Below are 25,488 nucleotides of genomic sequence, written 5' to 3'. Positions count from 1 at the left end.
TTTTCATGTCGCATTCCCCTTTCAACGTACTTTTTCTTTGCACCGGCAATTCCGCGCGCTCGATCCTGGCAGAAGGCCTGCTCAACGGCCTGGGCGCCGACCGCTTTCGGGCGTACTCCGCGGGCAGCACGCCCAAGGGCGAAGTGCATCCGCTGGCCCTCGCCACGCTCGTATCCTATGCGCTGCCGGCGGACGGCTACCGCAGCAAGAGCTGGGACGAGTTTGCCGGTTCCGAGGCCCCGAAAATGGATTTCATCATCACGGTATGCGATAACGCGGCTGGTGAAGCCTGCCCGGTATGGCCGGGCCATCCGATGACGGCGCATTGGGGCATACCGGACCCCGCGGCGCACGAGGGAAGCGAGCAAGAGCGCCTGAAGGCGTTCCATGACGCGGCGCGCATGCTCAAGCGCCGTATCGAACTCTTCCTGTCCTTGCCGCTCGAACGTCTGGACGCCCTATCGCTTCAGGCCGAGCTGCGCGGTATCGGCCAGTCCGGGGAGTAAGCCGATGTCGTCCAGTACGCAGGCCGTGGCCGTTGCCGGTCGGCGCCCCGCCATGAATCTGTTCGAGCGCTATCTCACGCTGTGGGTATTTCTCTGCATTGTGCTGGGCGTGGCGCTGGGCCGGCTCATGCCGGCCTTGTTCCAGGCCGTGGGGCGCTGGGAAATCGCCCAGGTCAATCTGCCCGTGGGCATCCTGATCTGGGTGATGATCATTCCGATGCTGCTCAAGGTTGATTTTGGGGCGCTGGGCCAGGTCAGGCAGCACTGGCGCGGCATTGGTGTGACGCTGTTCATCAACTGGGCCGTCAAGCCATTCTCGATGGCCGTGCTGGGCTGGTTGTTCATTCGCCAGATCTTTGCGCCGTGGCTGCCCGCCGATCAGCTCGATAGCTACATTGCGGGCCTGATTCTGCTGGCTGCCGCGCCGTGCACCGCCATGGTGTTCGTCTGGAGCCGCCTGACCGGCGGCGATCCGGTGTTCACGCTGTCACAGGTGGCGCTGAACGACACGATCATGGTGTTCGCGTTCGCGCCCGTGGTCGGGCTGCTGCTGGGCCTGTCGGCCATTACCGTGCCCTGGGATACTTTGCTGGTGTCCGTGGGCTTGTACATCGTGATTCCGGTGGTTCTCGCCCAACTCTGGCGCCGCGCGCTGCTGCGCCGCGGCCAGGCGGCGTTCGAGGCGGCGCTCGATCGGATCGGGCCGTTTTCGATGGCGGCGCTGCTGCTGACGCTGGTGCTGTTGTTCGCGTTCCAGGGCGAAGCCATCATGGGCCAGCCCCTGGTGATCGCTATGCTGGCGGTACCTATTCTGATCCAGGTGCTTTTCAATTCGGGACTGGCGTACTGGCTCAACCGCCGCGTCGGCGAAAAGCACAACATTGCGTGCCCATCCGCTTTGATCGGCGCATCCAATTTCTTTGAACTCGCGGTCGCCGCCGCGATCAGCCTGTTCGGCTTCCAGTCCGGCGCCGCGCTGGCGACGGTGGTGGGCGTGCTCATCGAGGTGCCCGTCATGCTGCTCGTGGTGCGGGTCGTCAATCGGAGCAAAGGCTGGTATGACGCGGGCGTTCGGCGGATCTGACATCAACAGAGGTATTTCATGAGTTTCACCACCGCCGACCCCCTGGCCGGTTTGCCCAACATCGATCCCGCGCTGTTCCAGCGGCCGGACCCGGCCGGACTTTTCCCGGCCGCCCGGGCCACGCACGCGCCGCGCTTTCTGCTGCTGTATGGCTCGCTGCGAGAGCGTTCCTACAGCCGCCTGGTGGCCGAGGAAGCCGCGCGGCTGCTGCAGGCGCTGGGAGGCGAAACCCGGGTGTTCAACCCATCCGGCCTGCCGCTGGTCGACGACGCCGGCGAGGACCATCCCAAGGTCCGGGAGCTGCATGAGCTGGTCCAGTGGGCCGAAGGCATGGTGTGGAGTTCGCCGGAGCGCCACGGCGCGATGACGGGGTTGATGAAGACGCAGATCGACTGGATTCCGCTGTCGGTGGGCGCCGTGCGCCCGACCCAGGGCAAGACCTTGGCGGTCATGCAGGTGTCGGGCGGATCGCAGTCGTTTAATGCGGTGAATCAGATGCGGGTGCTGGGGCGCTGGATGCGCATGCTGACCATTCCGAACCAGTCCTCGGTGGCCAAGGCCTACCAGGAGTTCGACGACGCAGGGCGCATGAAGCCCTCCCCTTACTACGACCGTATCGTCGACGTGGTCGAGGAGTTGATGAAGTTCACTCTGCTCACCCGCGATGTCGCGCCCTATCTCGTGGACCGCTACAGCGAACGCAAGGAAACCGCGATCGCCCTGTCGAAGCGGATGAAGCAGGGTTCCATCTAGGTTCCGCGGGCCTCATTCCGGCATGAGGTAGTACGCGAGCATGGATACGACAACGCTGAAAGGCCTGCGCCCACACCCTTGCTTTATAGTGAATTTAGTGAAATTATCAGGAATCAATAATTTCCCTAATTTCTATAAACATGGACCCTGTCCGCAACCCCTATGCGCCTGGCGCCGGCAGCCCTCCCCCTGAACTGGCCGGCCGCGACGATGTTCGTGAAAAGGTACGCATTTGCCTGGCGCGGCTGCGCCTGGGCCGGCCCGCCAAAAGCGTATTGCTGCTCGGCCTGCGGGGCGTCGGGAAAACGGTGCTGCTGGATCAGATGCGTAACGACGCGGAGGCCTCGGGCGCCCAGACCGTCCGTATCGAAGCGCCGGAGCACAAATCCCTGCCTGCCCTTTTGGCGCCTCAGCTTCGCCTGGCGTTGCTGCGGCTGAGCCGGATGGACGCGGCCAAGGAGTTCGCGGTGCGGGGATTGCGCGCATTGGCGGGTTTTGCGGGCAAGCTCAAGGTCGTGTTCGGAGATATCGAGGTGGGCATCGATTACGATGCCGAGCCCGGCCTTGCCGACAATGGCGACCTGGAGGGCGATCTTTCGGCCCTGCTGGAGCAGGTTGGCCACGCTGCCAGGGCCGCGGACACGGTGGCGGTGCTATTCATCGATGAACTCCAGTATGTGGAGTCGGACCAGCTTGCCGCATTGATTTCGGCGCTGCATCGATGCGCCCAGCAGAAGCTGCCGGTCACTGTGGTGGGCGCAGGGCTGCCGCAATTGCGCGGCCGAATGGGTGAGGCGAAATCCTATGCCGAACGGTTGTTCGATTTTTCGGAGATCGGCGCATTGAGTCAGGAAGACGCCAAGTTGGCCATCACCGTGCCCGCAAACGAGGAAGGCGTCGTGGTCGAGCCGGCAGCGGTGGATCTGATCGTCGCGCAAACCCAGGGCTACCCTTACTTCCTGCAGGAGTGGGGAAAATGCGCCTGGGACGTCGCCGATGCGAGCCCGATAACGGCCGACGATGTCGCGACGGCTTCGCGTGAAGCCGTCGCGGCATTGGACGAGAGTTTCTTTCGGGTTCGCTTCGATCGGCTTACACAGTCGGAAAAGAAGTACCTGCGCGGTATGGCGGAGCTCGGCCCGGGTCCGCACCGCTCGGGCGATATCGCCCAGCAGCTCGGCCGGACCGTCGCGTCCTTCGGGCCGGTGCGCGGCGCCCTGATCGCGAAGGGCATGATCTGGAGTCCTACACATGGCGATACGGCTTTTACCGTTCCGCTTTTCGATGACTTCATGAAGCGCATCATGCCCGGCGATGCGTGGCGAGCTACGTGACGTCCGGCGCCGCCCCGCAACGCTCCCCCTACTGCGCCACCGCCTCCCAGCCGCCCTGCGCCGCGGCGGTGCGCTTCAGTTCGCTTTCGGTCACTGCGCGCCCGTAGTCCCGCTCCCGGACCTTGCCGTCAGGCCCGATGGCGAAACTGTGCAGGCCCGAGCTGCCGTGGCCGGCGGGCCATGCGACGAAGGAGCAGCCCGAGGCGTCCGCGGTCGGCAGGTAGGCGTAGCGATAGCCGTGCAAGGCGGCGTCGGCAGGCACGTCCGGGCCCATCACCAGCGCGTCGTCGTCCAGCGGGCTGGCGGCCGAGGCCAAGGCGGCGTCCCAGTACAGGCCGTCCTGCCGGCCCTGCGTGCTGACGATGCGCTGCGCCGGCTGGCCGTTGCCGGCCGTTTTGCGGTAGCTGTCCTGGGCGGCGCAGAGCCGTCGCAGGGTGTCGATGGCGGCTTCTTCGTTGCGGGCGATGCGGCGGTGCTGCATTTCCTGCACGCCGGCACGCAGGTCGAAACGCCAGCCGTTGTTTTGCTTGACCAGCGGCGCGGGGAACGACCAATCGTGTTCGCCGACCACGAATTCGGCGGTGGCGGGGCTGGTGTCGACGATCTTGTGCTGCCTGGACCAGGCCGCGAGGAAGGCGTAGATATCGTCGCGGTCGATGCTGTCGCGCGGGACGAAGCGGCGGAAGTCGCTGCCCAGCACCTGCCTGAGGCCGTCGTCGTCGCCGGTCGCCACGGCCTGCACCAGGGCGTCGGCGGCCGCCTGCGGCGTGGCGAAGGCCGCCTGGGCCGCGTGGCCCTGAGTGGCCGCCAGGGCCAGGATGGCCGCCGCTGCGAGGCGGCCCAGAGTGTGTTGTGCGGTGTTCATCGTCTTCCATGCCCCCTTTCGATATGTGCGCCGCCCGAGCGTCCGGCCCGGCCCGAGGAGTGCGCGCCGGCGCCGGGCGCGGCCCGGCGTGCGCCGGAGTGCGCCGCCGGCCTGTCATTGCCGCGGGCGCTGGCGTGGCGCGTGGGCGCCGGGCGGTCCACGCCGCGCAGCGCATTGTCGCGGTTGGCGCTGCGCGAGCGTTCGATGGCCGCGTTGCGCGCGTCGTTGCGTTGCCGCGGCGCGTTGTGCGCGGCGGGCCGCGCGGCTTCGGGCCGATGCTGCGCGGCCCGCGCCCCTGCCCCTGCCCCTGCCCTTGCGCCGTCGGCCGCGGGCCGGCGGTCGTGCATGACCTGTTGGGCGTGATCGCGGCGCGCCTGGTCGGCCGACGGACGGTGCGCGGTGGCGCCGACGCGGCGCTGGGCGTCGTAGCGCTGGCGGGTCGCGGAGTTGCGATAAGGCGTGGCGCCGCGCCGCGCGGGGTCGTGGTTCCAGGTCACGTTGTTGCTGCGCGCGTCCAGCCGGCGGTTGACGTTGATGTGGTTGTAGCGGTTGACGTCGATGTCCACGTCGTTGTGGCCCCAGTCGAAGCCGCCCCACAGCGAGTCGGTGATGGCGATGCCGGCGCCGAAGGCCAGCCCGCTGACCATGGCCGAGGCGAACATGGACCCGGGCGGCGGCGGGTAGTAGGCCGGCGGGTACGAGGGATAGGGCCAGGTGCCGTAGGCGGTGGCGGGGTTGTAGGACGGCACGTAGACCACATCGGGAGACGCGGGCTCGATGGTCACGACGGTGGCGCCGCCTTCGGTCTGGGTGGAGACCTTCTGCTGCGCGTCGCTGTTGAGCGTGCCGGCGGCCTGGGCCTGGGCCCGCAGGCGCTGGACCGAGGACATGACGTCCTCGGGCTGGTCCAGGAAGGCGTCGCCGACGTTGCGCACCCAGTCGGGCTGGCGGCCCATCATGTCCAGCACCGAGGGAAAGGCCGCCAGCGACATGACGCTGGGGTCCCAGGGCTGGTCCTGCACCGCCTTGACGGCGGCGTCGCCGCTCAGGCTGGTGTGTCCGGCCGACCAGGCCGCGGCCGCCGCGACGTCGTCGGGATAGGTCGACGCCATCAGCAGCTGCGACAGCAGCGCGTCCGGATAGAGCGCCACCGGCGCCAGCATCTGGTCGAGCTGTTCCTTGCCGAATGACGATTGCGCATGGGCCGCCGTGCTTGCGCACAGCAGCGCCAATGTGATGAAGAAATGCCGTAATAGCCGTCTCATGGACCTCTCCAACTGGGACACCCGGATACCGCCGCAAGCCCCCCTCGGGCGTTGCCGGACCGGGAAATGCTCTGGGCGCGCCAGAGCGCTCAAGGTTTTCGGTGCATGGCCTCCTACAGAAGCGTGAAGAGAAGTTTGGAAAGCGTGCTCTTCAAGGGCCACTGCGTGGCGACCAGTAGCAGCAAGGGCAGCGCCGCGGGCAGCGCGATCCTGAGCAGAATGGATTTGCTGATCACCGCCGGCCGCATGGCCGCCACGGATTGGTACATGGCCTGCACGTCCGCGACCGGGCCGAGCTCGGGCGCGTCGAGTATGGGCTGTTCCGCGATCTGCGCCTTGTGTATCCAGCGGGCGTCGACCAGCCTGCCGTGCTCGCTCAGCAAGGCGCCGTAGTCCAGCAGCGCCTGGCGCTTGGCGTGCGCCAGCATCGAAGAGAACACCAGCAGCGGCGCCAGTCCGATCAGTATCAGCACCAGCAGCAAGGTGGCGACCTGCACGTACAGCGTCGGGACGGCCACGCCGTGATAGAACACGGTGTGCGCCCACGCGCCGGCGACCACGGCCGACACCGAGAACAGGAACGGCGCATAGACCATGGGCAGCCGGTCCAGGAAGCCCAGCCCGCCCATGCGGTCGGGATGCATCACCACCAGCTTCAGCGGCAGGCGCGCGATGCGCAGCAGCAGGATGCCGACCAGCGTCAGCCGCCACACCCAGGCCAGCAGCAGCACGGAGAACAGCGGCCGCGTCACCAGCAGAAACCACCAGGCGCCGAACGCCATGCGTTCGCCGTCGGCCGGCGTCCAGCGCAGCTCGTCCGGATTGGGCGATACCAGGAAGGCGGCCGTCCAGGCGGCGGCCAGCACGCCGATCACGAGCCACGGCGATACCCGCCGCTTGAGCCGGATGACGTCTTCGACGATGCCGTCGAAACGCGCGGCCAGCGCGTCGTCCACCAGCCCGGAGCGCTTGAATTCGCGCAGGCAGATGAGCAGGTTCTTCTGCGCGACGGCCTCGGCCAGCACCAGCAGCGGGATGGCGACCAGGCACCGGATGTGGATGCCGAAATGGCCCAGCAGGGATTCGGTGGCCTGCGCGTCGGCCGGCCCGCTCAGCCAGGATGCGACCACCAGCGGCAGCCACGCCACCAGGGCGTAGATGAGCGCGCGCCGCTTGATGCCGCCGCCGCGGGGCGCAAGGCCGATGCGGCTTTCCAGGCGCGACAGCGCGTCGCCCTGGACCAGGAGAAACGGCTCGTCGGTCGGCCGCTTGGGGACATCCGCATTCATGGTGCACCTCGGTCGGGGTTGGTATGGCGTTGACGTTCGAGCGCGCTTGACGGTTGGCGCGTTTGGCCGGACACTCGCCGCGTTGCTGGGAAGTTCAATGGGTTTTCCGATCTCACGCTTATTGGAGAGGCCTCATGTCCTGGACTCAGATCGCGGTCGATTTTTTCGTTCATCTGGCGCCCTTCACGCGTTTCGTCCTGTGGCTGTTGTTCTTCCTGCTGCTGCCCCTCATCTGCGAGCGCTGCCGCATTCCGGGCGTGCTGGGATTCCTGGTGGTGGGTTTTCTGCTGGGGCCGGCCGGCTTCAATCTGCTGCAGCCCGAGATGCCGATCGCCGAACTCGCTTCCGAGCTGGGCGTGGCGCTGCTGCTGTTTTTCATCGGCTACGAAATCGATTTCGCCCTGCTCAAGCGCGCCCGGGTCCAGGTGCTGGTGTTCGGCGTGCTCACCTTCGGCGGCGCCTTCGCGCTGGGATTCGGCGTGGCGCGGGCCTGCGGCTACGGCGCCAACGCGTCGCTGCTCATCGGCTCGCTGATCGCCTCGCACACGCTGCTGGCCTACCCCGTCGTCAAGCAGTTCGGGCTGACCCAGCGCGTCAGCGTCACGGTGGCCTCGGGCGCCACGGTGATCACCGACGTGGCGGCCATGCTGGTGCTGGCGGTCTGTCTGGTGACCCATGAAAACGGTTTCTCGGTGGCCGCCATCGAACTCCAGCTGCTGCAGATCGCCGTGTTCATCCCGCTGGTCGTGGTCGGCGGGCCGTGGATCCTGCGTCACGTGCTGCAGCGCATGCGGCGCGACGAGTCGCGCATCATCGTGTTCTTCCTGGCGGTCGCGTGCGCGACGCAGATGGCCAAGCTCTTCGGCCTGGACGGCATCGTGGGCGCGTTCCTGGCCGGCATCGCCGTGCGCCAGGCGGTGCCGCAATCGCGCAACGCCGGCGTGATGAAGCTGATCAGCGACACCTTCCTGATTCCGGCGTTCTTCATGACGACCGGAATGATGCTGCACCCGGTCGACGCCTTGATGACGTTCGTGAACCAGCCGGTGCTGGCGTTCGGGCTGCTGTTCGCGCTGGTGATCGGCAAGGCCGTGGCCGCGGCCGCGCTGGGGCTGCTGTTCCGCTATCCGGCCGCCGAAGCAGGCCTGGTGTGGAGCCTGACCCTGCCCCAGGTGGCGGCCACCCTGGCCGCCGCGACGGTGGCCTACCGCACGCTCAATGCGCAGGGCGAGCCGCTGATCGATACGCCGGTGCTCAACGTGGTGCTGATGCTGGTGGTGCTGACCTCGCTGGTCGCACCGCTCCTGACGCAGCGCTATGCGCGCAGGCTGGCCGACAAGGAGCCACCGCCCGCGGCCATGCCCGCGCCGCCGGTCGAAACCGCGGGCCCCTGACGCTGGCGCGATGGTCGGCATGGGCGTCGCGCCTCAGAAGCCGCTTTCGCGGATGGCCAGGCTGGCCAGATAGCGCCAGCCCGCCAGCAGGCGGCTGCGCGGCGCGCCGGTGAAATAGGCCTTGCCGCGCTGCTCGCGCAACAGCGCCAAGGGCTGGTCCAGCGACACGCGCACGGCGTAGAGCGCATATTCGGGAATCAGCGCGTCGTGCTTCTGGAACGCGGGAATCGGGCCGTCGTGCACGGTCGCCAGCATCGGCGCGGGCAGTTGCGCCAGGCGGGCCGGCGCGATGGCGTCGATGCGCCCGCACTGCCGCCCGGGCGTGGACTCGAAATAGAAGCAGCCGGCGTCGCCGGGCCGCAGCGCATGGATGTCGTCTTCGGCCACGTAGGCCTCGACGATCCAGTCGTCGGGGTTCACCAGGCGTCCCAGCGCCAGGCGCGGACCGACCCAGGTGCCCGCGCGCACTTCCGGCGCCACGTCCAGCCATACGCCGTCGAACGGCGCGCGCAGGGTCAGCCGGGATTTTTCGGCTGCCACGGACTCGGCGTTGGCGCGGCTGAGCGCCAGCGATTCGATGGTGGCGGCCTGCTGGTCCAGCCCGCCGGACTGGTCCAGCAGCCCCGCGAGGCGGGCCGAGCCGCCGCGGATGGCGGCCTGCGCCGCTTCGGCCTGGCTCGCCAGTTCCGGATTGTCCAGGCGCACCAGCACGGCGCCGGCCGCCACCCTGCCCGGCTCGGCGCGCAGCTCCACGCGCGCGGCCGTCGGCGCATAGGCGGCCCACTGCTGCGCCGGGCGCGCCAGCGCCGGGGCGCGCACCGAGGTCGGCGCGGGCACGGCAAGCCAGGCCAGCAGCAGCAAGGGGGCCAGCCACAGCAGGCCGAGCCGCCAGCCGCGGGTTTCGCGGCGGCGCTGCGACCAGGTGCGCATCTCGCGCCAGCACGGACGCACGATGAAGAAGCCGACCTCGACCAGGAACAGGAACACGCCCAGCGCCTTGAAGAAGAAGTGATAGACCGCCACCGCGATCCCGAGATAGACGGTCAGGCGATAGATCCAGGTCACCCAGGCGAACGCGATGAGCCGGCGGCGCAGCGGCGCGGCGAACGGTTCCGGCCACGGTTCGCGCCAGCCCAGCAGCCCGCGCCGCAGCGCCGTGCGCGCCAGCGCCCCGGCGCGTTCGTGCAGGTTGGGCATGTCCAGCAGGTCCGACAGGATGAAATAACCGTCGAAGCGCATGAACGGGCTGGCGTTGAGCAGCAGCGACAGGACCCAGCTCGTGGTCGCCAGGTAAAAGCAGGCCTGGCGCAGGATGCCGGGCGGGAGCAAGGCCCAGGCCAGGGTCGCGAGGCCGGCGATGGCCAGCTCGGTGCAGATGCCGGCGGCGGCGATCAGCAGTCGCTTGCGCGACGACGCCAGGCGCCACGATTCGCTGGTGTCGGTGTACAACATGGGCCACATCACCAGGAAGGCCACGCCCATGTGCCCGACCCGCACGCCGAAATGCGTGGCCATGAGGGCATGGCCGAGCTCGTGCAGGGTCTTGGCGGTCAGCAGCGCCAGCGCGAAGCCCAGCGCGCCCTGCCACGACACCGATTCGAACAGCGTGTGCTGGAAGGTATCCCACTGGCGCAGCGTCAGCGCGATGCCCGCCAGCGACAGCGCGACGATGATCCACGGCGTGGCCGGATGGAACAGAAAGCGCAGGACGCGATACAGGCGCCCCAGCCTGTAGGTCGGGTGGATCAGCGGGATGCGGAAGAACAGGTAGTTGTGCAGCCACCATTGCGGCCGGCTCCAGGGCCTGCGCGGCTGCGCCTGCGCCATGGCCTGGCTTTGCGACGGCGCCGGACGCAGCAGGTCGTTGGCGCGCAGGAAGTCGGCGAACTGGCGCAGCTGGCCGGCTTCGGGCCGCAGCGCGGTGCGCCGGCCGATATCGGCCAGCATGTCCTGCGGCATCATGCGCCAGCGCGACAGGAATTCGAATTCCAGCCAGCCGATGCGGAAATGGCGGTTGCGCACCGGGTCTTCGATGACCCAGGCCGGGCTGCCGTCCGGATGGGGGCCGGCGGCGAACAGGCGCAGGTCCTCGCGCAGGCGCGGCAGGGGTTCCATGACGGACGACGGCATCATGGGCGGCCTCTCACAATCCCAGGAACGCGCGCAGCGCGGCCAGCGGCCGGCGGATCAGCTCGAAGCCCAGCACCGACTGGCCGCCCGCCAGGCGCGCGGTGCCTTTGAGGCCGATGCGCGCTTCCTCGCCGGCGTCGACGCTGGCGCGCAGCCGGTAGCTGGCCACGCCCTCGGGCGTGAGCGCCGCCTGGTAGCTGGTTTCGATGATCTTGCCGCGCAGCGGCTGCATCGGCCGCACGGTCAGGTACAGGTCGACCGGCGCGCCGACTTCCAGCGCGATGGCGTCGGAGGCCGGCAGCTGGATCAGCATCGCCGGTTTGGCCGGGTCGGCCAGCTGCATGATGCGTTCGCCCGTCGCCACCGGCTTGCCGATCCAGTCGTTGGCGTCGCCGAACACCGCCACGCCGGCGCGCGGCGCGCGCGTCTCCAGCCGTTGCACCTGCGAGCGTATCGAGGCCAGCTCGGCGCGCCGCTCTTCGGCCCGGCTTTGCAGCAGGGTCAGCCTGGCGCGGCTGTCCTCGTTGCGAAACGCCGTCTGGCTGGCGGCCAGGTACTCGGCGTCGGCCACGGCCACCGCGCGCGCGGCGACCTGCAGGCGGTGGCTGAGCGTGGTGTCGTCCAGCGAGAACAGCAACTGGCCGGCCTGCACTTCCTGGTTAGGCCGCACGTGCACGGCCTTGACCACGCCGTCCAGCGGCGCGCTGATCATCTCCAGGTCCAGCGAGGTGACTTCGGCCGGGGCCAGCGCGCGCTGGCGCACCGGCAGAAAGCACAAGGCCGCCAGCAGCACCAGCGCCAGCCGCAGCATCCAGGCGCGGCGGCGCCGCGGCCGGCGCCCGGCGCGCCCGGCCAGCAGCTCCCAGCTGTAGGACCAGCTCTGGGCCAGACGGCCCATGACGGCGCGGTGCGCCGCCGTGGGCGGTTGTTCCAGCAGGTATACCGCCCAGCCCAGCGGCGTGCCGTCGCGGCGCTTGAGCGGCAGGAGCCACGCGCCGGCCGGCCACCATTCCCGCCAGCCCTGCGCCACCAGTTCGGCGCCGGGCGCCGTGGCGGGCGGCGGCTCCAGCCAGTCCCGGCCCTCGCCGGCCTGGGCGCGCAGCCATTTGCGCGCCTGCCCCAGCCACACGAGGTAAGGAGAATCATGGTCGGCCGACACCAGCCCCGAGACGTTCAGCAGGCGCCAATCGGCGCCCGTGTCCTCGTAGACCAGGGCCTGCCGGTAGTTCAGCAGCGGATGCGCGTCGTTGGCGACGTGAAAGCTCAGCTGCTGCACGTCGTCGGCCTGGCGCGCCAGGCCTTCGATCTCCGTCAGCTGCAGCAACAGGAGGATGTCGTCCTGCATGGGCCTCACCGGGGAAAGCCGAAATCGGCGATGCCGCTCATGCCCGGCAGCAGTTCGCGCCCGGGGTCTTCCGCCCTGCCCTCCAGTTCGATCGACTGCGCCACGGCGTCGACCCGCGCGTTGACCGCGGTGACGCGCGCCTGGTATTGCTTGCCGGTCTCGACCACGTTGAGCTGGAACGCCGTGCCGGCCTGGACCCGGCCCAGCTGGCGCGACGGCAGGTTCAGCCGCAGGCGCGGCGGCCCGTCGCCGACCAGGTCGATCAGCGGCGCGCCGGCGTTGACGGTTTCGAAGGGACGCACGTACACCTTGGCGATGCGGCCCGAGAACGGCGCGGCCACGGTGCAGTAATCGACCTGGGCCTGGGCCAGCGCCTGGGCGGCCGCGGCGCGCTCGGCGGCGGCGCGCGCCAGCGCGACCTCGGTGTCGCCGGCGGCGTCCAGTTTGCGCAGCCCGGTTTTGGCGCGCAGGTTCTCGCGCGCGCCGGCCAGTTCGGCCGAGGCCATGCGCAGCCGCGCCTGGGGTTCCTCGCAATCCAGGCGGAACACGACCTCGCCCTTCTCCACGTGGCGGCCCAGCTGCGCCTGCGTCGATTGCAGGCGGCCCGCCATCGGCGCGGCCAGCGTGCTCTCGGGGTCGGCCGCCAGCAACACCCGGATGGCGTTCGGATCGCTGGACAGTTCGGGCAAGGCGGCCGGCGCCAGGTCCTGGGCCTGCGCCGGCAGGCCGGCCGCCGCCAGGACCAGGGCAAGAAACGCGCGCGGCCGCGGCACGGGCAGCTTCATCATTTCGCCTCGCCTTGGGCCAGCAGCGTGGTGCGCTCCCAGCCGTTCATGGTCTTCTGGATCTCCGCGGCCAGCGTGGCGACGTCGTGGTTGGCGATGACGTCGGGCATCACGTCCAGGCCGACGGAGTTGTAGAGCCGTCCCCAGGCCGCCTGGGCGTCCGAGTAGGCGGCGTAGCGCTGGTATTGCGACAGCAGCCAGCGCGCGTCGGCGCGGATGTATTCCAGCTTGGAATCGGCGGAGATGCTGGCGCTGGCCTCGGCGTAGTCGCGCAGCCTGCCGTCGACCTGCGAGCTCTGGTCGGCGAACTCGAACTGTTCGCGCGCCAGGTAGTAGCGCTGGGCGGCCACGCGCACCTGCGTCAGCACCGCCATGGACAGCGCCAGGCGGCGCAGGTCGGCGACCTTGCTCTGGTTTTCGCCGGCCGCCTGCAGCGCCGGCCCCTTGAGCAGGCTCAGCAGGTTCCACGACACCCGCACGCCCACGGAGGACCAGCTGTTGTTGTAGAGGTATTCGTTGGAGTCGTAGTGCGCGCCGGCATTGAAGCTGATGTGCGGCCACAGCTCGGCCTTGGCGATGCGGATGTCGTTGTCCGTGACCCGCTTGCGATACCACTCTTCCATGATTTCCGGACGGTTCTCCAGCGCCAGCTGCTCCAGCGCGGGAACGTTCATGGTGGGCATGGGAATGGGCGGCGGATTCTCGTCGGCCACCTGGAAGTCCGTGCCGGGCGGCAGCGACATCAGGGCGGCCAGCTCGGCGCGCGCCAGCTCCAGGTCCTGGCGCCGGGTGGACAGCAGGCTGACGGCGTCCAGCAGCGCGCGCTGGTAGGCCAGCGCCTCCTGGCGCGGCAGCAGGCCGCGGCGCTCGGCTTCGCGCGCGTTGTCCAGCCCGGTGCGCACGCGCGCCAGCAGGTCGTCCACCGAGGCGATCAGGCGCTGCGCGCCGACCGCGCGCCAGTAGGCGTTGCGCACGTCCTGCAGCACGTTCTGCACCACTTTGCGGCGGCGTTCCTCGGCCATCAGCACCTGGTCCATCTTCTGCTGCGAGCGCTCGTAGGCGACCACGAAGTCCAGGGTGCTCCAGCTCAGCTCCAGGTCCGCCAGCCGGTGGTAGCGCTGTTCCGAGGTGGACGGGCGCAGGCTGACCTCGCCGTCCTCGATGCCGATGGAGGTGCCGCCGGAGTCGTTGGACCGGTCGGTATAGCCGGCCGAGGCGATCAGCTTGGGCAGCATCTCGTGGCGGGTCACGTCCACGAGGTTGCGCGACAGCGCGCTTTCCATCAGCTTGAGGCGGTAATCGAGGTTGTATTTCAGCGCGCGCGCCGAGGCCTCGTAGAAAGTGATCGGATGCGTGATCGGTTCCTGGTCCGAATACATCATCTTGCGATCCTGCTCGATACGCGCCAGGACTTCATCGTGCGTATACGGGCTGGCCAACTGGCTGGATGAACAGGCGCTCAGGCCCATCACGGCCAACGCCAGCACATTCGCGCGAACCACGAGCTTGCGCTTCATACCGCTCCCCCTTCCGTCTTCACCGAATTCTGTTGTTCCGCCGCCAGCCAGCGCTCGCGCCAGGCGTCGCTGGCATTGGCGCGGATCTGGCCGCTGAAGGACTGGGCCGCGCGCGCGGGCGGCTCGGGCCGCGCCTGGGCGCCGGCGCTTCTGCCTGCCTCGGGCATGCGCAACTCCTTGTACGTAAACACCGAATCGTCGCGCAGCAGGCCGTCGGCCGACAGGAACACGTTGGCGTAACGCGTCTGCAGGCAGGCATCCTGGTAGCGCGCCTGCCATTGCAGCGCCTGGATGGTCCGGGTCAGCGGCGTCTCGTGGTCCTGGCCCAGGTCCGCGGCCAGCGACTGCAGCATGATCTCGGGCGGCATGGCCAGCTCCGGCCGCTGCCCGCGCACGCTGGCGTCCAGATAGCGCTCGAACGCCAGCGTGTCGCGCACGGCCGGCGTGACGTAGACCACGGGGTCCACCTGCAGGTCCGAACGGAACGCCGGCTCGGTTTCGCGGCCGAACAGCGCATACGGGTCGGGCGGCGCGAAGTAGTCGGCTTCGAGCTTCAGGACGATGGTCAGGCGCGCCTCGGATTGCAGGCCGGCCAGGTCCGAGATCGTGTAGATGAACGGGTCCTGCAGGATGGGCCCGCGGCCCCGGGCCGCCTGCACTTCCGGGTTGCTCAGGTCGACTTCGTAGCGGTAGCTGCCGTCGGCGTTCAGGACGAGAACGCCGTAGCGGCCCGCCAGCGCTTGACCGACCTGCCCGGCCGTGGCCCCTTCCTGCTGCGGCCGGATGCCGGTCACGGAAAGCGCGTCGCCGCCGTCCACGTCGCTGTCGTTGGGCAGCACGTTGCCCTGCACCACCGGCGGGCCGGAAACGTCGTCCACATAGGCCGTGTCGTCGCGCGCCTGCGGCGTGTCGTCGCGGCCCGAGATCGTGACCGTCAGCCGGGCCTGGGCCAGCGCGCCGTCGGCGTCGCGCATGGTGTAGGTGAACACCTCCGTCAGCGTATCGGAGGCGGTTCTCAAGGCCTGCACCACGGGATTGTCGTTGTCGACCACGTACTGGTATTGGCCGTTGGCGCCCATGACCAGCGTTCCGTACCGGCCGGCGATCGGGCCGAGCGCGCCGGGCGCGGCCGAGCCCAGGCCGACGCCGACCACCGTCTTGGTGTCGCCGGCGTCCACGTCGGTATCGTTGGCCAGCACGTTGCCGGTCGGGTTCACGCCGGGCACGCCGTTGTTCAGCCCTCCGGCCTCCACCGCCGCGGCCACGTCGTCATGCGCGACGGGAGCGTCGTTCTGGCCCACGATCATGATGACCAGCGTGGCGCTGTCCTGCAGGCCGCCGCTGTCCGATATGGTGTAGGTGAAGACATCGCGCAGGGTGTCGCGGGCCAGGCGCAGCCGGTCCACCTCGGGCAGCGAATTGTCCAGCACGTAGGAATAGGTGCCGTCGGCGTTGACGATCAGGTCGCCATAGGCGCCGCGCAGCACGGCGCCCACGGCGCCGGCGGTTCCGCCTCCGGCCGCCGGACCCGTGCGGATGCCCACCACCGTCACCGGCTCGCCTTCGGCGTCGAAGTTGCGCAGCGTCACGTCGCCCACGGGATTGCGGCCGGGGAACGGCTGGTTGTCGCGCACGCCCTGCTCCACCGCGACCCCGACCACGGGGTTGGCCAGCGGGGCATCGTTCACGCCCTGGATGGTGATGCTCAGCTGGGCATGGCTGGTCAGTCCGCCGCCATCGACCACGCGGTAGGTGAATACCTCCACCAGCGTCTGGCCGGCGTCCAGCGCGGCCACGGCCTCGTTGGTTTCGTCGGCGTGATACGTATAGCTGCCGTCCGCGGCGATTTCCAGCCAGCCGTACAGCCCGTCGATGCGCTGCGGCGCCGTGCCCGTCACCGCCGTGAAGCCGGCGATGCCGGCGCCCACGCGTATGCCGTCGACGGCCTTGGTGTCGCCGGCGTCGACGTCGGTATCGTTGGGCAGCACATTGCCGGCCGCGTCCACCGCCGGCGACAGCGACGTGGCGGGCACCGCGGTGTCCGCGTCGTCCTTGGCCACGGGGGCGTCGTAACTGCCGGCGATGGTGATGGTCAGCGTCGCGGTGTGCGTCAGGCCGGCCAGGTCCCGCACGGTATAGGTGTAGGTCTCCTGCAGCGACTGGCCCGCCCGCAGCTGCTGCACGGCCGCCAGCGTGTCGTCGACCTCGTAGCGGTACGAGCCGTCGGCCTGCAGGTACAGGGTTCCGTACAGGCCCGCGGCGGGTCCGCCCACGACGCCCGCGGCCGCCTGCGAATTCTGCACGGCCGAAACGGTGCTGCGGTCGCCGGCGTCCACGTCGGCGTCGTTGGCCAGCACGTTGCCGATGGCGGGCGAGCCCGGCGTGCCGTTGTCGGTGCCGCCGGCCTCCTTGGCGCTGCCGGTATCGTTCTTCGCGACCGGCGCGTCGTCGGCCCCGCGTATGGTCACCGTGAGCTGGCCGTCGCTGGTCAGGCCGGCGGCGTCGCTGAGCCGGAAAGTGAAGTACTCGACCAGCGTGTCGGTGGGCAGGCGCAGCGCCTGGACTGCCGCCAGCGAGTTGTCCACCACATAGGAATACGTGCCGTCGGCGTCGATGCGCAGGGTGCCGTAGCGGCCCTGCAGGGTCGTGCCGGCGGCACGCATGGCTGCGCCGTCCCGGGGCTGGCCGGCGGCGAAGCCGGCGATGTGCAGGGTGTCGCCGGTATCCGGATCGGCGCCCGCCGCCGGCAGCAGATTGCCGCTGGGGTCCAGCCCGCCGGAGCCGTTGTTTGTGCCGCCCTTCTCTTCGGCCGTGATCGTCTGCGCCACGGCCTGGGGGGCGTCGTCAGCGCCGGCGATGGTGATGCGCAGCACGGCGCTGGATTCCAGGCCGCCCACGTCGCGGATCTTGTAGGTGAAGTCCTCGAACAGGGACGCGCCCGCCGGCAGCGCCTGCACGACGGGGTTGTCGTCGTCGACCGCGTACACATAAGTGCCGTCGGCCAGCAGCGTGAGCGTGCCGTAGGCGCCGGTGACCACCATGACCTGACCGGCCGCGTCCGGCACGGCGCCGCCGCCCGCGCCGCCGGCGCGCGCGCCGGTCACGCTGAGCTTTTCGCCGTAGGCCGCGCCGTCCACGTCGCCGTCGTTGTCCAGCACATTGCCCTGCGCGGCCTGGCCGCCGGAGGTGTTGGCGGCGCCGCCGGCCTCGACCGCCGCGCCGTCGTCGTCGGCCGCGACCGGAGCGTCGTTCTGGCCCAGGATGCGTATGCGCAGCTCGGCCTGGTCGCTCAGGTTGCCGGGATCGGAAACCGTGTAGGTGAACACATCCACCAGCGTGTCGCCGGCCGTGCGCAGGGCCTGCACCAGCGGATCGGTTTCGTTCAGGGCATAGCTGAAGGTGCCGTCGCTGTTCAGGGTCAGGGTGCCGTACTTGCCGGCGATGGGGGTGCCCACCGGCCTCATCGTTCCGCCGTCGGCCTCGGCGCCCGCGCGCACTTCGGTGACCGCCAGGGCGTCGCCGTCCGGATCGATGTCGTTGACGGTCACGTCTCCCGTGGCGGTGCGCCCGGGCGTGGCGTTGTCGACGCCGCCGCGTTCCTGGGCTACGGCAACGATGTCGCTGGCCACCGGTTGGTCGGCCACGCCGTGGATGCGGATGGTCAGCACCGCGCTGCTCTGGCCGCCGTCGGCGTCCTGCAGGCCATAGACGAAGCGCTCGTCGACCGTGCCGTCGGGACCCAGCGCGATCAGCGTGGCGTTGAGGCTGTCGATCTCATAGACGTAGCTGCCGTCGCTGTTGATGCGCAGCACGCCATACAGCCCGTTGATGGTCTTCTCGACGCCGGCGGCCACGGCTTCCTGGGGGCCGCCTTCGGCGCCAATGGCGTTGACCGCCGCGGTCTCCATGGCGTTGTCCACGTCGCTGTCCAGCAGGGCCGGGTCGTCGACGGTGTACGGGTCGGTGATGACGTTGCCTTGCGGATTGCGCGGCACGCCGGTGATGGTGTTGCTGGCCACGTCCACGCTGGCGGTATAGCCTTGCGCCAGGTTGTCGGCCGCCACCGGATTGTCGTTGGCGCCGTGGATGGTGATGACCAGCGAGGCCAGCGCGTTCAGGCCGCCCGCGTCGGTGACGACGTAGTCGAAGGTTTCGCGCAGCACGTCGCCCTGGTTCAGGGCCTGCACGGCCGCGTTGTCGTCATTGACCGTGTAGACATAGCTGCCGTCGGCGCCCAGCCGCAGCGTGCCGTAGAGGCCGGCAATCAGCGCGCCGTCTGCCGAGGTGGTGCCGGCCGGGATGGGCTGCGCGGGCCCGGGGCTGGGGCCGGTGTGATTGCGGGCCTGCGTGACGCTGCGCGTGTCGCCGGCGTCCACGTCGCTGTCGTTGCCCAGCACATTGCCGCTGGCGGGGCTGCCGCCGGTGTCGTTGGCCGTGCCGCCCTTCTCCTCGGCCGAGCCGGCGTCGTCCCGCGCCTCGGGCGCGTCGTTGGCGCCGGTCAGCGTGATGACGAGCCGGGCCGAACTGGCCAGGCCGCCGCTGTCGCGCAGGTTGTACGTGAACGCGTCCGTCAGGGCCGGGCTATTGGCCAGCAGCGCCTGGACGGTGGGGTCCAGGTTGTTCACCACATAGCGGTAGCCGCCGTCGGCGTTGATGTACAGCGTGCCGTAAAGCCCCGCCACCGCGGCCTCGCCGCTCAGCGGATCGACCGCCACCGTGCCGCCGGCGCCGCTGGCCTGGGTCACGCTGAGCACGTCGCCGTTGGTCTGGATGTCCACGTCGAGGTCGTTGTCCAGCACGTTGCCGGCCGGATCGACGCCGGGCACGTCGTTGTCCACGCCGCCGGCCTCCTCGGCGCGGTCGGCGTCGTCCACGCCCACGGGCGCGTCGTTGACCGCGATCACGCTGATGTCCACCGTATCGGTGTCGCTGAGGTTGTCGTCGCCCGCTTCGAAAGGCGTGCCGTCTCCGTCGGCGTCTCCGCGCTGGCCCAGGTCTTCGGTCAGGATGGTCAGGCGTTCGTCGCCGTTGTAGTTGGCGCCCGGCGTGTAGACCAGCGTGGCCAGCGCCGCGTTCAGCGCGTTCTGGCTGCCGCGCAGCTGCAGCACGCCGGAGCCGAGCGCGCCCGCCACCAGCTCGACCTCGCCCAGCGTGAGCGTGAGGCCGCCATGCTGCACGCTCAAGGTGACCTGCATGACGCCGTTGCCGGCATCCGGATCGTCGATGGAGAGGCCGGCGATCGCCAGCGCGGTGTCCTCGTTCACGGACAGCGCGCCGGGCACGGTGTTGACCGGGCCGTCGTTGCGCTCGACGTAGCCGACGTTGCCGGCCGCGGTCGTTCCCAGGTCGCCGAAGCTGGCCAGCACCTGGCCTTTCGGCGAGGCGCCGTCGCTGTCGATGCGCGCGTTCACCACGCCGGTCGGCCCGGCCACCGTGATGGTGGGCGGCGCGTCGATGCGGAACACGCCCGCGCCCAGCACGCCGAAGTAGTAATAGCCGTTGGCGTCGGTGGTGGTGGTCCAGCTGCGGTTGTCGGCGGCGGTGGACAGGTCGTTGTCCGCCCCGCCCCAGGTCAGCGTGACGGTCTGGTCCGCCAATGCCGGGCCGTCCGGCGTGGTGGACGCGGTGGCGCTGTCGGTGTCGTTCCAGAGCGTGCCTTCGACGCGGCTCAGGCCCGCGGCGTCGCCGTCCAGGTAGGTGTTGGGTCCGGCGCCGCTGCCCGTGCGTTCGCCGCCCACCGAGCCCGCGGCGCCGACCTGGGTGCCGGCGAAGCTCTGGAAGCTGTCCGGCAGGCTGGTGTAGGTCAGGTTTGCCGAGGTGTCGGCCAGCGCCACGTTGTTGGGCAGCTGCGCGCCATAGGCGAGGCTGACCGTCGAGCCGGCCGCCAGGGCGTCCAGCCTGAGGGTGACGCTGGCGCCGTCCACCACCACCGACACGCCCGGCGGATAGCCGCCAGGCGCATAGGTGACGCCGTCGATCGTCAGGCCGGTGACGGTGAGATTCTGCCCGCCGGCGGGCAACGTGTCGGTCAGCACGACGTCGTAGGCGGTGGCCGTGCCGGTATTGCCGAAGCTCACCGCATAGCTGGCCTGGCCCGTCGCGCCGCCGGCGCCGGGGTCGAAACCGGTGACCGACTTCTGCATGTTGTCTATCTTCGGCTCCACCACGCGTTCGACGATGGTGTTCGTTCCGAAGCGCACTTCCGCGCCGCTCAGGAAATCGGCCCGCACGGCCAGCTGGCCGCCGGCCGCCACGCCGGCGGCGTTGTCCACCCGCGCGTTGAACTCGAAGTACAGCCCCTCGAAATCCGCGTCCTGGTTCAGGTTCACCAGGTTGCCCAGCCGCAGCACGATCACGCGCGGATCGCTGGTGTCGATGGCGCCGGTGTTCAGCACGCCCTGCGGGCCCACGCCCGACAGATCGGGGTTGAGCAGCGTGCTGGCCTCGTCCATCACGCCGCCGTCGATATACGCGTTGCCCGAGGCGAACAGGCCCGCGAGATCTGTGGTCAGGCCCGGCGAGCCGTTGGCGAGCGCGTCGGCCAGCAGGCCCAGCAAGGCCGAGCCGTCGTTCATGAAGGTCAGCCCGGGCGGCAGGTAGACGCGGATCGAGGCATCGGGCTGGGTGCCTTCGGGCACCAGCAGCGCCACCCGGTAGTGCACGATTTCGCCGACCGCGACGTCCTGCGGATCGGCCGTGGACGGCGTGCCGCCCGCGGTGTCGGGCAGCCCGCCCACGTGGCTGATGGTGCCCGAGGCCGCCACGTCTTCGCTGTGCAGGCTGGTCACGCGGTAGTCGTTGAGCGCGCCGGAGCCGAGCTCGCCGTCGGCGCCCGTGCGCTCCCCGCTGTTGGCGCCGTCCAGGCTGCTCCATTGGACGGTGACCAGGTTATCGACCTTGCCGGAGGTGCCGGTGGTTTCGTTGAGTACGCCCTTGAATTGCAGCACCAGGGTGGCGCCCTTCGGAATATCCAGCTTGGCCCCGTCGGTCAGCTGCAGCACGCCGTTCTGGATCACGAAGTCGCCGCCCGTCAGCGTGGCTCCACCGTATAGCGTCACGCCGACGATCTGCGCGCCGCTCAGCTCGGTGGGCAGCACGTCGGACAGGCGCACGTCGAAGGCGTCCACGTCGGTCGAGGCGGTGCCGTTGCCCACGGTGATGGTGTAGGTGATCTCGTCGCCCCGGTCCACGCCCACGGGAGAACCGGTGGTGACCGCGGTGTGCGACACCGACAGCGTCGGTTCGACGACGGTGGCCGACGGCAGCCCGCCGGTCGCGGCCACGTTGCGGTCCACCGGCGTGGCGCCGTTGGGCGTGTCGCCGTCCGGGTCGCTGTAGGTCAGCGAGGCGTTGTTGGTCAGGGTGCGGCCGGCCTGGTTGCCCGTCACGTTGGTGGCGATCAGGCCCACGCGGATCACGAAGCTGTTGTCGGCCGCGTTGTTGTTCGCCAGCGCGTTGCTGGCGCTGAAGCTCAGCACCAGGTCGGCGCCGTTGGCGCCCGATCCGGACACGCTGGCCACCGTCACCGCGCCGGCGAAGTCCGCCGTCAGGCTGCCGCTGGCGGCGAGCTGCGTGATCAGCTGGTAGCCGTCGATGCCGAAGCTGGTGTCCAGCGCGAAGCCGTCCGGGATCAGGTCGGACAGGCGCAGGTTCTGCGTGCCGCCTTCGGGCAGGGTCACGACGATGTCGTAGAGCATGCGCTCGCCGATCACCAGATTGCTGCCGCCGGTATGCGCGGCGCTGGAGTCGGTCGGGTCCAGGCTGCCGCCCGCGTAGCGCACGGTGACCGTCGGCGCGGCCGATTGCGCGGCCGCCGTGTCGGTCAGGTCGGTGGGCGTGAAGTCCGCGCCGCCCTTCTCGCTGGCGTAGTGCGTGAGAGCCGCCGTGCTCTGCAGGGTGCTGGACGCGGCAAGCGTGTTGCTGGCCACCACGTCGTAGGTGATGACCACCATGTTCTGGCCGCTGTCGTCGGCGGCGGTGCCGACCCGCCCCGCAAGCAGCGTCGGCTGTCCGTTCGCGTCCAGGAAAGTGATGGTGGCGCCCGACACGCTGTAGTCCCGGCCCAGCACCAGGACGGTACCGTCGCCGCGCGCGATGCGCAGGTTGGCGGTGTCGAGCGATCCGCCCAGAAAGGCCAGGCCCGGCGGAATCTGCAGCGTGACCGAGACATCGTAAGCGCCGCCGCCGCCGGTGTTCTCGATGCCGGTGGCCAGGCGCAACACGTCGCCGCCGTCCATTCCGGCGACCGATCCTTCCAGGCTGGCGAGATCCGTGATGCTGCCATTAAAGCCCGCGCCGGTGCTGCCCGGCGGGTTCCAGCTGCCGGTCGCGCCGGTGACCGTGCCGCCGGTGGCGCCGACCACGCCGTGCTTGATCGCCAGCGAAGGTTCGGCCACGGACTGGATCAGCACGTTGTCGTTGTCCACCAGCGGCGCGTGGTCCACGGTCGTCTGTTGCGTGGACTGGCCCAGCACGGTGATGGAGCGCTGGTCCGCGAAGGGCTGGTTGCTGACGCGCAGCGTGAACAGGACTTCGATGCGGTTCTGGCCCGCGGGATCGCCCTGCATGGCGAAGCTGCCGAAGTCGAATACCAGCGCGCCGCCGGGGCCCGCGCTGACCGAGACCGCCGAGCCCGGATGGCTGTCGCCCAGGCCATACGACCAGCGGTGGTCGCCGATGCCGGCCGACCAGGCGCCGGCGGGGTCGAACACCGGCGCCGGCAGGTAGGCGGTCAGCTTCAGGTTTTCGTAGTCGCCGGTCTGCAGGTCGTAGCGCAGCACGAAGGTCACCACGTCGCCGGGCTGCAATTCGTAGGACGGCGGCACCGTGCTGCCGTTGACCTGGAACACGCCGATGTCCACGTTGCCGTTCGGAACCGTCACGGTCACGTTGGAGCCGTCGGACTGCACCGGCCCGACGTTGAGCCGGCTCTGGATGATGGTGCCTGCCAAAAGCGCGCTGTTGCGCAGCGTGTCGCCTTCGTTGATCTCGGGCTGCGTGTAGCCGCCCTGGTAGGCCTCGTCCACCGTGGCCTGGTAGCTGATGACCGCCCGGGTGGCCGACTGGCGCGTGCCGTCGCTGGCGATGTCGCCGATCAGCGCGTCCATGCTCAGCCCGGCCTTGGCGATGGAGGCCGCCAGGTCGAAGATGATCTGCGTGCCCGCCGCGGTCTTGTCGCCCAGGGTGTAGACCAGCGCGACGGTGTACTGCCTGCCGTCCTGGGTGAAGGTCATGAGCGGCGTGCCGGTGAAGCTCAGGCCGTCGCCCAGCACGTCGGTGATGGTCAGGCTGCCCTGCCCCAGCGCCGACTTGCCGATGGCGAAGTAATCGGAGAGCGTGACGTCGTAGCGGTAGCTCAGCACGTCGCCGGGCGAGACGCCGGCCACGCCGTTGTCGGCGTCTATGGCGGAACTCTTGTGCAGCGCCACCGACTTGGCGACGAAGCTGACGTCTTCGCCGCGCCCAGCCACGGGCACCCACGGCAGGTTGGCGGGTATGTCGCGTGGGTCCAGCGGCGTCCACCGGCCCACGGAGGTCGCGCTCGGCACCTCGATCGTGCGCGGCGCGCCGGTGTCGGGATCGAGCACATGGTCGCCGTCGGCGGTGGCCTGCGCGACGAAGAAGCGCACCTGCGTGTCGGCCGGCGCGTCCAGGGTCGCATAGGTGATCTCGTACGACGCCACGTAGGGCTTGAGCGCCAGCGCGGCGTTGATGGCGGCGGTGTCGGTCAGCACGCGGCCGTCGGCCAGCGTCACGCGGGTCAGCATGCCGCCGGCGCCGGGCGCGATGCTCAGCACCCGGATGCTGTCGGGCAGGTTCTGCGAGATCACCACGTTGTTCAGCGTCTGGCCGGGCGCGGGCGTGGCGGTCACGGTCAGCGTGTGCGGGTAGTTCTCGCCCGTGGCCGTCTCGCCCTCGGTCATGTCCAGCGTTTGCGTCACTTCGAACGGCGTGGAGCGCAACGCGTAGGTATGCCAGCCGCTTTCGAACAGCGCGGGGTCCTGCTGCGGATTGTCCAGCGGATCGTTGCCGTACTGGAAGCCGGCGCGCAGGCTGACGTTGTGGTCCTTGTTCACGTCGGCCAACGGACTCATGCGCAACGTGATGTCCACTTCGATCGAGGGCTGGTCCTTGCCGAATCCCGCGTAGGGCAAGGCCAGCACCACCAGCTGGTCGCCCGGGCGGTAGCCGTACTGCGAGGCTTGCAGGATCACCGGATTGCCGTTGGCGTCGCGCGCCAGCGGATGCTGGGCGGTTCCATCGGGGCCGAACGTGACCACATAACCGTTGAGCGTGATGCCCATGGTGCTGGCCGACACGAAGCTCACGCCGTCGTCGCCGTCGTAGCCGGTAACGGGGATCAGGATGTCGACGTACGGCGCGTAGCCCTCCTGGCTGGAGGGGTTGCTGATCACGGCGCGTATCTGCGCGGTGTCGCCCAGCAGGATGTCCTCGCCGCTGCCGTCCAGGGCCAGCGTGGGCGTAGCGTCGGCCAGCAGTCCGTCGAACGCGGCCAGGGCCGACGCCTCGATCTGCAGCCGGCTTTCGATGGCGCCGGTGCGCACCTCCAGCACCCAGTCGCCGCCCGCGGTCGGGCTGCCGGTGTCGTTGGTCGAGGCGGCCACGTCCGCGCCGGTGGCGCCGGCCAGCGCGCCGATGAGCGCCTGGCCGCTGTCGCCGCCGCCCGTGCCGCAGCCGTAGAGCAGGATGTCGGCGTCGGCGCTCAGGTAAGCGCCCCACCCCGCCGCGCGCAGCGTGTCGGCCGACTGCGCGCTCAGCGTGCTGCTGCCCAGCGTGAACTGGCCCGGCGCGCCGTGGCTGAGGATCTGCACCGAATCCACCGAGCCTAGCGCCTGCAGCGCCTGGCGCACCGCGGCGATGCCGTCCTGGGCGGGGTTGACCACCAGCACCTTGGTGCCGGGCGTGGCGCTGTCGGCCAGCGCCTGGGCGCCGGCCAGCCGTCCGTCGATGACCAGCAGATTCTTGCCGGCCGCCGGCGCGGCGCCGTCGGCGGCCTGCGCGTCCGGATGATCGGCCTGCGAGTCGCTTTGCTGGCGGTCGGCGGCAACCGCGGCGGCGGCGTCGTAAAGCAGCCGCGGTTCGAGAGCCAGTGCCCGGGTCATGGGGCGAAAGATCGGCAAAGTACTCATAGCCTTGCTCCTCCTCGATGCATGTCCCGGCATGGACCGCGACGCTGCGCCGCTATTGCTGAACAGGCGGC

At 69.7% G+C, this 25,488-nt stretch carries 13 protein-coding genes; 5 read left to right on the top strand and 8 right to left on the bottom strand.

Translation table 11 applies throughout. From position 1 onward, the window contains the following. Positions 1–5 precede the first annotated feature (5 nt). From AC1IQ6_RS14310 to AC1IQ6_RS14295, 4 genes are all read left to right on the top strand, one after another. Positions 6–506 carry an arsenate reductase ArsC gene (locus tag AC1IQ6_RS14310; RefSeq protein ID WP_111825181.1) on the top strand — a complete coding sequence of 167 codons (501 nt, stop codon included), beginning with the start codon at positions 6–8 and terminating at the stop codon, positions 504–506. Between the two features lie 4 nt (positions 507–510). After that, positions 511–1,590 carry an ACR3 family arsenite efflux transporter gene (arsB, locus tag AC1IQ6_RS14305; RefSeq protein WP_102771119.1) on the top strand — a complete coding sequence of 360 codons (1,080 nt, stop codon included), beginning with the start codon at positions 511–513 and terminating at the stop codon, positions 1,588–1,590. 18 nt (positions 1,591–1,608) lie between these two features. Then, on the top strand, positions 1,609–2,343 hold the full coding sequence (gene arsH, locus AC1IQ6_RS14300; protein WP_102771120.1) for an arsenical resistance protein ArsH: 735 nt from the start codon (positions 1,609–1,611) through the stop codon (positions 2,341–2,343). A 140-nt stretch (positions 2,344–2,483) separates the two neighbouring features. Next, positions 2,484–3,677 carry an AAA family ATPase gene (locus AC1IQ6_RS14295; protein ID WP_485864792.1) on the top strand — a complete coding sequence of 398 codons (1,194 nt, stop codon included), beginning with the start codon at positions 2,484–2,486 and terminating at the stop codon, positions 3,675–3,677. Positions 3,678–3,705: 28 nt separating this feature from the next. On the opposite strand, the gene AC1IQ6_RS14290 is transcribed toward AC1IQ6_RS14295, so the two are convergent. From AC1IQ6_RS14290 to AC1IQ6_RS14280, 3 genes are all read right to left on the bottom strand, one after another. Beyond that, positions 3,706–4,542 carry a DUF2950 family protein gene (locus tag AC1IQ6_RS14290; RefSeq protein WP_485864791.1) on the bottom strand — a complete coding sequence of 279 codons (837 nt, stop codon included), beginning with the start codon at positions 4,540–4,542 and terminating at the stop codon, positions 3,706–3,708. Further along, on the bottom strand, positions 4,539–5,807 hold the full coding sequence (locus tag AC1IQ6_RS14285) for a DUF3300 domain-containing protein (protein WP_485864790.1): 1,269 nt from the start codon (positions 5,805–5,807) through the stop codon (positions 4,539–4,541). The genes AC1IQ6_RS14290 and AC1IQ6_RS14285 overlap by 4 nt, the downstream gene beginning before the upstream one ends. 113 nt (positions 5,808–5,920) lie before the next feature. Beyond that, positions 5,921–7,096 (bottom strand): hypothetical protein, encoded by a 1,176-nt coding sequence (locus tag AC1IQ6_RS14280; protein ID WP_485864789.1) that lies wholly within the window; start codon positions 7,094–7,096, stop codon positions 5,921–5,923. A 134-nt stretch (positions 7,097–7,230) separates the two neighbouring features. Here AC1IQ6_RS14280 and AC1IQ6_RS14275 point away from each other — a divergent pair, with 134 nt between their 5' ends. After that, the gene (locus AC1IQ6_RS14275) at positions 7,231–8,490 is read left to right on the top strand and encodes a cation:proton antiporter (protein ID WP_102771125.1); all 1,260 of its coding nucleotides are present in this window, start codon (positions 7,231–7,233) and stop codon (positions 8,488–8,490) included. A gap of 33 nt (positions 8,491–8,523) precedes the next feature. Here the strand turns inward: AC1IQ6_RS14275 and AC1IQ6_RS14270 are convergent, their stop codons facing one another. From AC1IQ6_RS14270 to AC1IQ6_RS14250, 5 genes are read right to left on the bottom strand one after another with little or no spacing between them, the layout of a single operon-like run. After that, positions 8,524–10,623, bottom strand: coding sequence for a site-2 protease family protein (locus tag AC1IQ6_RS14270; RefSeq protein ID WP_485864788.1), 2,100 nt, complete (start codon positions 10,621–10,623; stop codon positions 8,524–8,526). Positions 10,624–10,633: 10 nt separating this feature from the next. Beyond that, positions 10,634–11,965: an efflux RND transporter periplasmic adaptor subunit gene (locus AC1IQ6_RS14265; protein WP_485864787.1), complete on the bottom strand. Its 1,332-nt coding sequence runs from the start codon at positions 11,963–11,965 to the stop codon at positions 10,634–10,636. A gap of 5 nt (positions 11,966–11,970) precedes the next feature. Then, a complete protein-coding gene (locus AC1IQ6_RS14260; protein ID WP_246842378.1) occupies positions 11,971–12,753 on the bottom strand; it encodes an efflux RND transporter periplasmic adaptor subunit in 783 nt (260 codons plus the stop codon). Then, complete coding sequence (locus AC1IQ6_RS14255; protein WP_102771128.1) at positions 12,750–14,267, bottom strand: TolC family protein; 1,518 nt, start codon at positions 14,265–14,267, stop codon at positions 12,750–12,752. The genes AC1IQ6_RS14260 and AC1IQ6_RS14255 overlap by 4 nt, the downstream gene beginning before the upstream one ends. After that, complete coding sequence (locus AC1IQ6_RS14250; protein WP_485864786.1) at positions 14,264–25,417, bottom strand: cadherin-like domain-containing protein; 11,154 nt, start codon at positions 25,415–25,417, stop codon at positions 14,264–14,266. The genes AC1IQ6_RS14255 and AC1IQ6_RS14250 overlap by 4 nt, the downstream gene beginning before the upstream one ends. Positions 25,418–25,488 lie beyond the last annotated feature (71 nt).

It is taken from the genome of Achromobacter sp. MUI-25009338 (assembly GCF_057359325.1).
The sequence above is the reverse complement of the archived record's forward strand: the minus strand, read 5'-3'. Positions and strand labels throughout refer to the sequence as shown.